12 protein-coding genes are annotated in these 11974 nt (G+C 55.7%); 8 read left to right on the forward strand and 4 right to left on the reverse strand.

The window, feature by feature from the left end; all coding sequences use genetic code 11:
- The first annotated feature begins 84 nt into the window (after window positions 1–84).
- The 6 genes from BUA39_RS07690 (at window position 85) to BUA39_RS07715 (ending at window position 3877) form a co-directional block, all read left to right on the forward strand.
- Window positions 85–696 (forward strand): ribonuclease D, encoded by a 612-nt coding sequence (locus BUA39_RS07690; protein ID WP_072792456.1) that lies wholly within the window; start codon window positions 85–87, stop codon window positions 694–696.
- The gene (lptC, locus tag BUA39_RS07695) at window positions 696–1304 is read left to right on the forward strand and encodes an LPS export ABC transporter periplasmic protein LptC (protein ID WP_072792458.1); all 609 of its coding nucleotides are present in this window, start codon (window positions 696–698) and stop codon (window positions 1302–1304) included. The genes BUA39_RS07690 and lptC overlap by 1 nt, the downstream gene beginning before the upstream one ends.
- Window positions 1305–1314: 10 nt before the next feature.
- The gene (gene lptA / locus BUA39_RS07700) at window positions 1315–1797 is read left to right on the forward strand and encodes a lipopolysaccharide transport periplasmic protein LptA (RefSeq protein ID WP_072792459.1); all 483 of its coding nucleotides are present in this window, start codon (window positions 1315–1317) and stop codon (window positions 1795–1797) included.
- Window positions 1797–2555: an LPS export ABC transporter ATP-binding protein gene (gene lptB / locus BUA39_RS07705; RefSeq protein ID WP_072792461.1), complete on the forward strand. Its 759-nt coding sequence runs from the start codon at window positions 1797–1799 to the stop codon at window positions 2553–2555. Before lptA ends, lptB begins: the two co-directional genes overlap by 1 nt.
- Window positions 2556–2810: 255 nt before the next feature.
- Window positions 2811–3377 carry a ribosome hibernation-promoting factor, HPF/YfiA family gene (gene hpf / locus BUA39_RS07710; RefSeq protein WP_072792463.1) on the forward strand — a complete coding sequence of 189 codons (567 nt, stop codon included), beginning with the start codon at window positions 2811–2813 and terminating at the stop codon, window positions 3375–3377.
- Between the two features lie 35 nt (window positions 3378–3412).
- Window positions 3413–3877 (forward strand): PTS sugar transporter subunit IIA, encoded by a 465-nt coding sequence (locus tag BUA39_RS07715; RefSeq protein ID WP_072792465.1) that lies wholly within the window; start codon window positions 3413–3415, stop codon window positions 3875–3877.
- 16 nt (window positions 3878–3893) lie between these two features.
- On the opposite strand, the gene BUA39_RS07720 is transcribed toward BUA39_RS07715, so the two are convergent.
- The 4 genes from BUA39_RS07720 to BUA39_RS07735 all read right to left on the reverse strand — a co-directional run bounded on the left by BUA39_RS07720 (window position 3894) and on the right by BUA39_RS07735 (window position 9171).
- The gene (locus BUA39_RS07720) at window positions 3894–5324 is read right to left on the reverse strand and encodes a nodulation protein NodH (RefSeq protein ID WP_072792467.1); all 1431 of its coding nucleotides are present in this window, start codon (window positions 5322–5324) and stop codon (window positions 3894–3896) included.
- 1 nt (window position 5325) lies between these two features.
- Window positions 5326–7023 (reverse strand): DUF5927 domain-containing protein, encoded by a 1698-nt coding sequence (locus BUA39_RS07725; protein WP_072792469.1) that lies wholly within the window; start codon window positions 7021–7023, stop codon window positions 5326–5328.
- Window positions 7020–8006, reverse strand: a complete 987-nt coding sequence (locus BUA39_RS07730) for a glycosyltransferase family 2 protein (protein ID WP_072792470.1) — start codon at window positions 8004–8006, stop codon at window positions 7020–7022. Before BUA39_RS07730 ends, BUA39_RS07725 begins: the two co-directional genes overlap by 4 nt.
- A 157-nt stretch (window positions 8007–8163) precedes the next feature.
- The gene (locus BUA39_RS07735) at window positions 8164–9171 is read right to left on the reverse strand and encodes a glycosyltransferase family 2 protein (protein ID WP_072792472.1); all 1008 of its coding nucleotides are present in this window, start codon (window positions 9169–9171) and stop codon (window positions 8164–8166) included.
- A 75-nt stretch (window positions 9172–9246) separates the two neighbouring features.
- On the opposite strand from BUA39_RS07735, the gene BUA39_RS07740 reads away from it, so the two are divergent.
- The gene (locus BUA39_RS07740; RefSeq protein ID WP_341349540.1) at window positions 9247–9921 is read left to right on the forward strand and encodes a sugar transferase; all 675 of its coding nucleotides are present in this window, start codon (window positions 9247–9249) and stop codon (window positions 9919–9921) included.
- Between the two features lie 196 nt (window positions 9922–10117).
- Window positions 10118–11950, forward strand: coding sequence for a polysaccharide biosynthesis protein (locus BUA39_RS07745; protein WP_242648554.1), 1833 nt, complete (start codon window positions 10118–10120; stop codon window positions 11948–11950).
- Window positions 11951–11974: the final 24 nt, after the last annotated feature.

Here is an 11974-nt window from a genome sequence, read left to right on the forward strand (position 1 = left end):
AAACCCAGCATTTCCCTGCTGACTGCAATTGAATAACCTAGGGCAAACCCGTAAGTCGGGCCTATATCCAAATCCGAGGTCATAATGGCAAACCATCTTTATCACGGCGATCTTCCCGACGGGCTGGATCTGGGCCCTGTTGTTGCAATCGATTGTGAAACGATGGGCTTGAACCCGCATCGGGATCGGCTGTGCGTTGTTCAGATGTCAGGCGGGGATGGCGACGCCCACATCTTGCAAATCGCTAAGGGGCAGACCGAAGCCCCCAACCTTTGCCGTATGCTTGAGGACCCCAATGTCCTAAAGCTGTTCCACTTTGGCAGGTTTGACATTGCTGCGATGCAAAACGCCTTCGGTACCCTCGCCGCGCCGGTCTACTGCACCAAGATCGCCTCGAAATTGATACGGACCTACACGGATCGTCACGGCCTGAAGAACCTGTTGCAGGAATTGCTCGGCATAGACATTTCCAAGCAACAGCAAATGAGCGACTGGGGCGCGCCAAACCTGACCGACGCGCAGCTAGAGTATGCGGCGTCGGATGTCCTCTACTTGCACCAACTGCGCGAGAAGCTGAACGCTCGACTTACACGTGAGGGCCGTATGGAACTGGCACAATCTTGTTTTGATTTCCTACCGACACGCGCGCAGCTTGACCTTGAGGGCTGGCCAGAGATCGACATCTTTTCGCACTGATGGCACGGCGCGGGCTGACATACACGCAGGTCATCAATGGCTTGAAGGTGCTGTTGCCCGTGACAGCCTTGGCATTGCTGTCGACGATGTTCCTCTTTGCGCGGTCCGTGACCCCGACCAGTCAAATCCCATTCGCCAAAATCGAATTGGAAGAGCGCGCCAGCGAGCAGCGCATCACCTCGCCGTTCTTTGCTGGACAGACCGTGGGCAACCATAACGTCCGCGTCACAGCGCGCTCGGCTCGGCCCGATCAGGAAAATGCAAGCCTGTCCCACGTCGAGGGGATGCAAGCCAACGTCGAATTCCAGGACGGGCAGACCTTGTCGCTGAGTGCCGAGACGGGCCAAATCAACAGCCTGTCGCTGGAGGCTGAGCTCTCCGGCGGCGCACGCGCGGAGGCATCCAATGGCTATAGCATTCAAACCGATGCCATTACCTTGAATTTGAACGAAGGCACCGCCAAATCTGACACCAAAGTTACAGGTTTCGGACCCGCCGGTGCGTTTGAAGCGGGCGCGATGGAGCTTACATATGATGAGGACGCGCCGGACGGGCGTTTCCTTTTCACAAACGGCGTTAAGCTGGTATACACACCGCAAAGTCCATGAGGGTCGCGTCTTGTTAAGGTTTTCAGCAATCGTTCTCGCGCTTGTCTTTGCGGCAGCCGCCTATGCCCAAGAGTTCAAAGTCAACTTTGGCCTGTCCAATGGCGACCCAAACGCCCCCATCGAGGTTGAAGCCGACTCTCTGAGCGTCGATCAGGCGACAGGAAACGCAGTATTCACCGGCAATGTGATTATCACCCAAAGCGACATGAGCTTTCGCGCGGCGCTGGTTGAAGTGACCTATCTGACCGAAGACACAGGCATAGCGAAACTGACCGGGTCCGGCGGCGTTGCCTTGCAAAGCGGAAATGACACCGCGCAGGCGGAAACAGCGGTCTATGATGTTGAATCCGGGCTGATCCACATGACAGGCAATGTGTCACTGGCCCAGCGTGGCAACACCATCACCGCGCAGCGCATGACAGTGAACACAGCAAACTCCACCGCTGAACTGCACGGGCGTGTGCGCACTGTCTTGCAACCGGCGGCGAACTGATGGCGGCTCCGCAATTCCAAGTGACCGAAGGCAGCTCCGGGCTGCGGGTGGAAAACCTGCGCAAGAGCTATCGCAAGCGGGTTGTGATCCGAGACGTCGGATTGGAATTGCAGCGCGGCGAAGTGGTCGCCCTGCTTGGTCCGAACGGCAGCGGCAAAACCACCAGCTTTTACGCCATCGCAGGACTTGTTGTGCCCGAAGGCGGGCGTGTGATGATCGACGGGCATGACGTGACAACCATGCCAATGTATCGGCGGGCGAAACTCGGCATCGGCTATCTGCCACAAGAAATGTCGATCTTTCGGGGCCTCAGCGTCGAAGACAATATCATGGCGATCTTGGACATCGCGCTAAGCGACCGCCACAAAAGGCGCGAGCGTCTGGAAGAATTGCTCTCCGAGTTTTCCATCGAACACCTGCGCCGCGCACCGGCCCTTGCCCTGTCGGGCGGTGAACGACGGCGTGTGGAAATCGCGCGCTGCTTGGCGGCAGATCCCAAGTATCTTTTGCTTGACGAACCCTTCGCAGGCGTTGACCCAATCAGCGTGGGCGATATTCGCCATCTGGTGGCCGACCTGAAGAAGCGTGGCATTGGTGTTTTGATCACGGACCACAACGTACGCGAAACGCTAGAGATCGTGGACCGCGCCTATATCCTGCATGACGGCAAGGTCCTGATGTCAGGCAGCCCGGACGAAGTGGTCGAAAACGAAAACGTGCGGCGCGTCTATTTAGGTGACAGTTTCAAAATCTCTTAAGGGCGTCGAAATCACGGTGATTTTTCGCCGCTCGTCATTCGCCAGATTGACATTTTGACGAATGCCTGCCCCAATAGAGATATGACGTTGGTGTTCCCCCAGTTGGCGAATCTGATGACCCCCTTCACGGGGCACGACGCTGAACTGGCCATATCAACGTCCAATTCCAACATTCCGACCTAAACTGCTGACCTGCCTTTGCGGGCTGGGCAGTCGGATTGGGCCTTCGGACATGTTCACTAATAAGGAGATAGAATGCGCTATCAAATCACCGGAAAACAGATCGATATCGGCAACGCGTTGCAGCAACACGTTGAGGGGGAGTTGGGCAGTATCATGGGCAAATATGCCGGTCGCCCAACCGACGCTCAGATCGTATTTTCCAAAAGCGCGCACGAATTTGTCTGTGAGACAACCGTACATCTGTCAACCGGCCTGACTGCGCAGGCCAAAGGGCGCGCAACAGAGATTTATGCCGCCTTCGAAAACTGCAGCGAAAAGATGGAAAAGCAGCTGCGTCGCTACAAGCGTCGGCTAAAGGATCACCACAAGGAGCGGGAAGTACCGGTTGAACTTTCCGGCGCTTCGTCTTATATCCTCGCCACTGAAAACACCTCGGAAGAGACGGAGCCGGACTCCCTGCAGCCTGTAATTGTTGCGGAGATGGAGGCCAAAATCCCGTCGCTTTCAGTTGGTGAAGCTGTGATGCAGATGGAGATTGCTGGAGCGCCAGTGCTGGTGTTCCGCAACGAGGGGAAAGACGGGTTAAACGTGGTCTATCGCCGTGATGACGGCAATATCGGATGGATCGACCCGCAATAAAAGCGTCAGGAAACTGATGCGGAGATACAGGCTAAATGGACTTATCTACCATCCTACGCCCGGAGGCGGTCAGAGTAATTTCGGCCGCCACCAGTAAAAAACGTTTGCTGCAGGATTTTGGCGATCTTGCAGCCTCGGCTTATGGTTTGGACGCGGTGAAAGTGGTTACCGCGCTGCAAGAACGCGAAAGCCTTGGCCCAACAGGTGTCGGCAACGGTGTTGCCCTGCCGCACGCCCGTTTGGACGGCATCGACTCTGTCAAAGGGGCGTTTATTCTTTTGGAAAAGCCAATTGAATTCAATGCCGTAGACCGTCAGCCGGTTGATGTTGCCTTTGCGCTCTTTGCCCCGCATGACGCGGGTGTGGACCACTTGAAAGCACTGGCGCAAGTGTCACGACGTCTGCGGGAAAGCAGCGTTTGTGCCAAGCTGCGCGCGAACCCGGAAACGGCAACGCTTTATACAATCCTGACCGAAGCAGACGCGATGCAAGCGGCCTAAGGGCTGCTTGTTTTCATTACGAGCGCCAAGAGCCAAACCCAAAAGTTGCGTAGTCTTTGTGATAGACCTCTTGGCATTTGGCCTCGATCACGTTGTCATAGATGTCTTGCAGCGGAAATGGCGCGTCGTCTTCAAAAGCGGCATAGGCTGGCGTCTTGCGCGCGCCGACTTTCGCGGCCAGTTCTTCTAGCCCTGTCGGCAGTTCGTCCTCTCTTAGAACAGCGTCCGGACTCGCAAATTGCGCGAACCCCGAAACCACTGCTGATTGTGTGGCCCAATTGGCGTCCTGACGAATCGCCGTCTGACCTGCGAGATTGGCCTTCACAAAATCGAGATAGGCTAGAAACGCTGTCCGATGCGCCGCGAGATCATATTGCGCGTCAGGCATGGTCTCAGGGATCGGCAGGTCAAACCGATTGCGCAGGGTTCGGCGGATTTTCATATAGCTGCCGGGTCCGGTGGAAAGAATGGTCCGGCAGAAGCTGTCGTGCGCCCGCGCCACCGGGTGACGTAACACGCAGAAGCTGCGGCTTGGCACATGTCGGTTCTTCCACTGGCGCAACGCCTTTTGGTTCATGCCAGAGGTCAGGCGGTCCGGCGTCGTCCCGTTTGTCCTTGCCAGCCAATCAATGACCGCCGCATCCGGGCCGCCGGGGATTGGCAGATACAGCAGACCGACGTCATCACCGGCAACATAACTTGGCACTGCCGCACCACGCCGGGGTTCAAAGTTCGGCGTCCGAGAGAGGTTAAAGCGATCGAGGTCGCGCAGGGCAAAGGGGATATCTTCAAAGTTTTCGACTTTGTCAGCAATCGAACTTGGGTTTTGGCGTTTCAACTGGCTGTCGAGGTCCTCGAGCCGCGCATCGACGCCCAGAAACGTCGCCAAACCGTTCATCACATCGATATCCTGCAGGTCCTCATAGGCGACATAGAACGCCGTCTGACCGGACTTTTGCAGCGTGTTCATCAAGAAGACCTGAAAGGCCTGTAGCTTTGCGACATGCTGCGCGAACTCTGGGCCGTCGAACCGGACTTTGCTGTCGCGACGTCGGCGCACATCGGTCAACTTCCACTGCCCCGTTGCCTGCGCGATTTTCAGGCTGACGTAGCTGTCCATTGGGTTGCGAGTCAGCACGATCTTGGCGCAACGAGGATCGTTCAGAATGGTGTCTAGCACGCGCGGGTCGTGGTCATTGAAGAACCGAAAGCCACCAAAAACGCCCTCTTCCGCTTTGATGGCTTCAATCAATTGATACGGGTCGGCGTCGCGTGCCGCCTGAGTGACACCCAAGATCTCGTTGCGGTTGGGATAGCCGATGAAATGGGCGTTAAACGCCTCGCCATGGCAGGCCACACCGGTCATGGCATTCAGGTTGGCCTCAAGAAAGTTCGACCCGGTGCGCATTTCTGCAAACAGCACAAAATAATCGAATTTGTCGCTCATATCACTTTACCAAATAGGGGCGCTGCTGCGGCGCGGGGGCGCTTGGCGTATCCGTCTCGACTGGGAAATCCCCCATAACGTTGGGGTGCATGCCTTGGTTGCGCAGGTCTTGAAGGAACTGGCCGAACCCTGTCAAATCGATCATGCGTGGCGCTTCGGACAGGCGGCGCGGGCCATGCACGCTGATCTCATCGACAATGGCCTGCATCGGCTCCATCGGTGCTTCGACAAATTCAGCGAGGGTCCAGATCCTGATCCGCGCTTTCGCCCAAGGGGACCGCAACACATCCAAAAACTCGGACTCGGTTTTTTGCAACGCCGCTGCCTCTTTGCGAACCTCCGCGAAATCGCGCTTGGATTTGAAAAGCGGGATCGCCCAAGCCCCCGAAATAACAGATATCTGCGCATTGGCATCCTTGGCCATCAACCAATTGTTCGCCTGAGAATCCCCCGGCCCATATTGGTAACACTGTCGCTGACCGCGTGTATTCCAGACTAGGTTCGTCAGAAATGCCTGCGAATTGTAGTCGCGCAGTTTGGCGTTGTCAGTCAGAACCCCATTGGCGGCGGTGTCTTGGTCAGCAAATTCTGCGCGGTCTGGCGCAAAAAGATGCCCATGCACGCGACATCCCGAAACCCGCGCCAACCAGTCTTCGAACCCATCAAAGACATCGGAAAACCCTTGAAAGACGGAATATGGCCCGGCGGTGACACCGTTTTCCCAATGCTGATCCAGAAACCGCGACTGCATATAGAGGCCCGCACGCCCAATGGTGCGCCTCTCCAGCGCTTTGGCGAAAATCCGATCGATCTTTGTTGGATCAGGCTCTGCAATCGTGGGCGCCGCAGCGTCCTTTGAGAGGAACGCATCATAAAGTCGGTTGGCTCCGGGCCAGATCTTACGTGCAACAAAGCAATGAGACCGCCGCAAAAGCTGCAAGTGATCGTCATAAAAGATATGTGGCTTGCCCTGATGATCAAACTTGGACAACGTCAGTGAACGGCTTTCGACCGTCTCTGAATGCCGCCGCACCAAAGTCTGGAAATAGCTTTCGTCCGGTATCCAGACCCGCTTGAAGTAGCGGTCAAAGGCGGGCCGCTCTGGGTCTTGCAAAATCGCGGTCAGCGTCGCGCGAGAGAGGCACCACCATTGTGATCCCATGTGGGGTTCGATGCCCTTTGGGATTTTGCGGCTGAACCCAAGGCGGCGTTGCAGATCAACGTATTTGTCAAACCAATAGCGTTGCGATTGCCATGAAAACGGAAACCGCAGCGCAAAGCGTTCTTCATTCAAGCCGCCAACCGTCCAAGGGACATCGGCAATTGTGGCCGATTCAATGAAATCAGTCTGCGGACGCGCCTCAAGATACGACACCAGCTCTTTGACCGGGCGCAGAGGCAGGCACGACCCAGACGCAAGATAGACATGCCCAACTTCGGGGAAGTCGCGCAGCAAGCGTTCAGAGGCAGATAGCGTGGCCGCCACCAAGCCCCACATGCCCCATTCGCATTTGTGGCGCTTGCTAAAGCGGATCCGTGGGGCATCCTTGAATTGCGCTTTGAACGCCTCAAACGTCTTTCGGTCCAACTTGGCGTCAACATGAATGACAACCGGACACTCTGCCGCCGCCCAATGTTTGGCCACTTGCGCGGCCCGATCCAACGCCGTGTGCACAAGCATGACGACACCCAGGGTCATGCCCAGTTTCCTTTTGACATCAGGCCCAAGATCTCAAGCTGTCGCCAGTTGATGTATTTCTCTGACCATTTGCACCAGAACTCTGGCTGGTCCTTTAACTGCGCGGCATAGGCTGCATATTCAAAGCTTTGGGCATAGTGCTGCTTGCGGCGCGTTTCCTCCTCCGCCTTGTGCACGAAGGTATCAAGGAACTTGGTGTGCAGAAGCACGCCGCTGGCTTTCTCACCCCCCCATTCTTCGTAGACAAGGTTCAAGCCGCGCGGCAGCAAGGCATGGGTCGAGCTGACAAAGGCATAGTTGCGATCCCATTTCACCAAGGGGATCTTGTTCAATGCAGGCGCGCGATACGGCGTGTCTGGAAAGAACTTCCGTGCGCGCGGCCCGCCTTGAATCCAGAGGTTGCCGTATTCAAGGTTCTTAGAAATCGTATAATTGCCCGCATCAAACCACGACGCGATTTCAAGCGGGTCTTGCCCTTCCCGGTACGGGAATTCATCCAAACGCCCTTTGGGATACATATCCAAAAGCATCGCAGAAAAACTGCGGATTGACGCATTGTCCAACCACCCTGTCAGCGCCTTCAACGGGCGGCTGTCGCAGAATGGATAGACAAAGAATTCGTCCGGATCGACAACGAGCGTCCAATGCCCATGCGCATAGCGCCGTTTCAAGGCGTTCATCCAATCAACGCCAAAATTGGCAGACTTGTAGCTGCCCTTTGTGTGCCAGACAGAAATGTCAGGCTGCCCCGCGAGGTGATCCATCAACCCGTCGGTGCTATCGTTGTCAATGATCAGGAAATGATCCACGCCGAGGTCGCGATAGTACTGCAGGAAATAGGGCATCCGCACCGCTTCGTTGCGGACTGTTGTGACCAAAAGCACATCATCGGGCCGGATCGCATTCGTTTGGTTCTGAACACGGCGCAGCTGTTGGGACTTGCGCACAGCACGAAGAATGCGCCGTTTACGGCGCAACCGCATACGATAGGAATCCCAAAGTCCCACTCAGATTACCGCTCTGCTTCTGCTGCGCAGGCCTTTTGGCCCGTTCTTTATATTCAAGCACGATTATGTCACGGAATTCTTACCTGAATCAATGATCTTGGGTGCTTCAAAACTCAAACCGTTGCCTGTTTGGCTATTTCTTTGAAACCATCCAGTCGCGTTTTGAGATCAGCCCCAACTCCGCCAATTGTGTAGGTCCGTCGTACCGCCGCGAGGCGCCGGAAAACAGAACCGGCGCTTCCTCAATCTGCCGGTAGTAGTCGTCGAAATCTTCCGGCGTATGAAAATGCTGACGACGCTGTCGTTCCTGCTGCGCTTTTTCCACGATTTCCGGCAGAAATTTCGTGTGCAACAACGCCCCGCTGGGTGTTCCCCCGCCGGGGCCATCGTAGAGAAAATTCAATCGGCGGGGTAAAAGCGCATGGCAGGAATTTGTCCAGGCAAAAGACCGCCGCCACTTGATCAATGGGATTTTGTTCAATGTCGGAGACCGTTCTGGCGCGTCAGCAAAGAACACCCTTTCCCGCGCCCCGCCCTGCACCCAAAGATTGCCACGCGGTTCCTGACGTGACTGCCGAAAGGGGCCGGGGTCAAAGTGCGTCAGTACCTCGCGCGGGTCCTGTCCTTGTTTGTAAGTGTCCGTGCCCAGCGCAGCTTGCGGATAAAGGTCCAACATCAAAGCGCCAAAACCACCCTGCCCGATTTGCTCAAGGCTTTCGGTCAACTGCGGCAAGGTGCAAGCATCGTCCCCGTCAAACACCAGCAGTTCGTCCGCATCCACCATCAGACACCACCGGCCGTGACCAAAACGGATTTGCAGCCAATTCAGCCAATCCAATCCAAAGCGCGCGTCGCGATAGCTTGCTGGCGTGGACCACAGCGAACAATCGGGCTGCCCAGCAAGGTACTCGGCAGTGCCGTCATCGCTCCCATTGTCGACAAAGAGAAAATGCGCCGAACCTAGGTTGCGGTAGAACTCTAGGAAAAACGGAAGCCGCGCGATCTCATTGCGCAGGACGGAAAACACCAAAACACCGGCATTCGGCACGGGTTTCTGGCTAATGAGTGAGAGTTGTCGCCGCGCGCGAATACACCTCCAAAGCAATCGCCGCCTCTTCAGCCGCAGCTTATATCGTGCCATGATGGATGGCGTCTGAGAATTGTGCACTGCCTGATCCCTACGGCGACGTTGCGCGCGGGCAACCTGAGCGTGCTATTGTTTGACCGTAAGCACCGTGTCATAGAAGCGAAAACTTCTCATGGCCGCAAGATGACACCAGCCAAACGCGCATTCGATTTGATATTCGCAGCCCTGATGCTGCCGTTTCTATTGCCTGTCATTGTGTTGACGGCAATTGCGGCGCTGGTCCTGCAAGGCCGTCCGATCTTTTATGTGTCAGAACGCATGAAGACCGCCGATCAGGGGTTCGCCCTCTATAAGTTCCGCACAATGACCAGCGACCCCAGCGATTCAGGCGCGAGCGGTGGCCACAAGGAAGCGCGTGTTACCCCTCTTGGACGGATCATGCGAAAATTCCGCCTCGATGAGCTACCGCAACTTCTTAACGTCATCAAAGGAGACATGACCTATGTGGGCCCCCGCCCGCCGCTCCGCCGGTATGTAGAGTTGCGACCCGACCTGTATAGCGAAGTCCTGAGCTGCCGCCCGGGCATCACCGGGCTTGCTTCGGTGGTGTATCACAAAGAAGAAGCGCGCCTTCTGAAGACCAGCAGATCAAGCGAAGAAAACGAGCGCATCTACCTAAACCGATGCGTCCCCCGCAAAGCGCGAATCGACTTGCTTTATAAGAAGCATCGCTCTGTTTGCCTCGACATGCGCATCATACTGGCAACTTTAAGCCGGAAAATTAGGCCTTTACCCAAAATTTGAACGAAAGTCGCGGATTATGTTAATCGGAGGCCACCAGAGCGGTTATGCTCTGTTAGCAAGCAAAAACATCGGTACGTGTCGACTCGGCTAAATTTTCACCTATAAGTAATGTGAATTTTCAGCGGTCCTTTCCCAAGCGGTCAAGCGAATGATTTATAAACTTTGCATGGATTTATCGCGCCCCCAGAAGGGTCGCATGATGTTTGCGATTGACCTCATTATTATGGGGCTTGCCTTTTTCGGTGCCGATCTTTTGTTGGCGAACGGCGCAATCGATGGACCGGGCAACAGCATCCTGTTGCTGTTACCTGCCATACTCACGGCATCCCTATTGATACGTGCTTTCGGCCTGCATCAAGCACGCCTTAAGGGATTTAGTATCCAGGGTGTGGCAGAAGTCTGGGCGGTCTCGCTCATGCTTGGTGCTACTGCATATGCTGCGCAATTTGTCCCACCCTTTGCAGCAACGCTCTCGCTCTCAAACGCGATCGTCTTCACGATGGTCTATTTTGTCATGGCAATTTGCAGCCGCATTATCATGCGCGAAATGGTGCTGAACGCCTATGCAAAGGCCAACTCCCGGAAGAAAGTCCTGATTTACGGTGCGGGCCAGACGGGTCAACAACTTGCGACCGCGCTGCTGATGGACGAAGAATTTACGGCCGTTGCCTTTATCGATGACAATACGGCACTGCGCAAAATGACGATCAGCGGATTGAAAGTGCATGCGCCAAGCGACATTGAGCGACTGGTCAAAAAGGACCGCATTGATCGCGTTGTGCTTGCCATGCCGTCGGTCAGCGAATTCAACCGGCTGCGCATTCTGAAATCGCTTAAGAAAGTCGGGTGCGAGGTTTTGGCCGTGCCGTCCTTTGCGGAAATGGTTCTGAAAGGCAGCAATATTGTTCCAAAGTTGCAGCCCGTGGACATGTCAATGATTCTGGGCCGCCAGAAGTTTGATGACGACATGCCGGAGTGTGCAGTCGCCTACCGGGGTCGGCGCATTTTGGTTACGGGCGCAGGCGGGTCAATCGGGTCGGAATTGTGTCGCCAACTTTTGTCCTGCAAACCTGACTGCCTCGTCATGTTAGATCACAGCGAGTTGGCGCTCTACAATATTTCGCGCGAGGTCGAGGAACTTGCGCGCGGGCTGCATGTGGTGCCCGTTCTGGGTTCTGTCACTGATGCGACGCTTGTGGTAGACCTGCTCACGTCAAACGAAATTGACGTCGTCTTCCATGCCGCTGCCTACAAACATGTCCCACTTGTTGAGCAAAACGCGCTTCAGGGCCTGAACAACAACGTTATCGGTACGCGCGTTGTGGCCGAAGCTGCGCGGAACGCAGGTGTGGAGCGGTTTGTGTTGGTTTCCTCTGACAAGGCCGTCCGCCCAACGTCAACCATGGGGGCCTCAAAGCGGCTTGCTGAAATGGTGGTGCAAGACCTTGCGACGCGCAGCACAAAAACACAGTTTTCCATGGTGCGCTTTGGCAATGTCTTGGGGTCGTCTGGCTCTGTCATTCCGCTGTTTCAAGACCAAATCCGGCGCGGTGGACCCGTCACGGTCACCCATGACAACGTGACCCGTTATTTTATGACCATTTCCGAGGCGGTGCGTCTGGTGCTTTTGGCCGGGACTTTCACACGCGGCGGAGATGTCTTTGTGCTGGATATGGGCAAACCCGTCCTGATCCAGAACGTCGCCCGCCAAATGATCGAAGGGTCCGGGTTTACAGTTCGCGATGATGAAAACCCCGACGGCGATATCGAAATCAAGTTCATCGGCCTGCGACCGGGTGAAAAGCTGCACGAAGAGCTGTTGATCGGCTCTGACATGTTAACGACGCCCCATCCCAAAATCCTGCGCGCGCAAGAGGGTCACCCGTCAGAGATCGAAGTGGCCAATCTGCTCGCAGAATTGCGCAAAGCGGTGGACTCGCGCAATGAGGGTCAAGCGTCTCAGATCATCGCAAAATGGGTTGAGACCGTCGATGCAGACCAGACGAAACGCGATACAGTCAACACTTAAGACGGAAGCGAATACAGTCAGCGC

Origin of the sequence: Cognatishimia maritima (assembly GCF_900129685.1) — a bacterium.
Classification (GTDB): Bacteria; Pseudomonadota; Alphaproteobacteria; order Rhodobacterales; family Rhodobacteraceae; genus Cognatishimia; species Cognatishimia maritima.

Bases quoted from the DNA above. Each gene is read 5' to 3' on its own strand.
- BUA39_RS07690 (WP_072792456.1), top strand. From the start codon at position 85: ATGGCAAACCATCTTTATCACGGCGATCTTCCCGACGGGCTGGATCTG.
- lptC (WP_072792458.1), top strand. From the start codon at position 696: ATGGCACGGCGCGGGCTGACATACACGCAGGTCATCAATGGCTTGAAG.
- lptB (WP_072792461.1), top strand. From the start codon at position 1,797: ATGGCGGCTCCGCAATTCCAAGTGACCGAAGGCAGCTCCGGGCTGCGG.
- hpf (WP_072792463.1), top strand. From the start codon at position 2,811: ATGCGCTATCAAATCACCGGAAAACAGATCGATATCGGCAACGCGTTG.
- BUA39_RS07715 (WP_072792465.1), top strand. From the start codon at position 3,413: ATGGACTTATCTACCATCCTACGCCCGGAGGCGGTCAGAGTAATTTCG.
- BUA39_RS07720 (WP_072792467.1), bottom strand. From the start codon at position 5,324: ATGAGCGACAAATTCGATTATTTTGTGCTGTTTGCAGAAATGCGCACC.
- BUA39_RS07725 (WP_072792469.1), bottom strand. From the start codon at position 7,023: ATGACCCTGGGTGTCGTCATGCTTGTGCACACGGCGTTGGATCGGGCC.
- BUA39_RS07730 (WP_072792470.1), bottom strand. From the start codon at position 8,006: ATGCGGTTGCGCCGTAAACGGCGCATTCTTCGTGCTGTGCGCAAGTCC.
- BUA39_RS07735 (WP_072792472.1), bottom strand. From the start codon at position 9,171: ATGGCACGATATAAGCTGCGGCTGAAGAGGCGGCGATTGCTTTGGAGG.
- BUA39_RS07745 (WP_242648554.1), top strand. From the start codon at position 10,118: ATGATGTTTGCGATTGACCTCATTATTATGGGGCTTGCCTTTTTCGGT.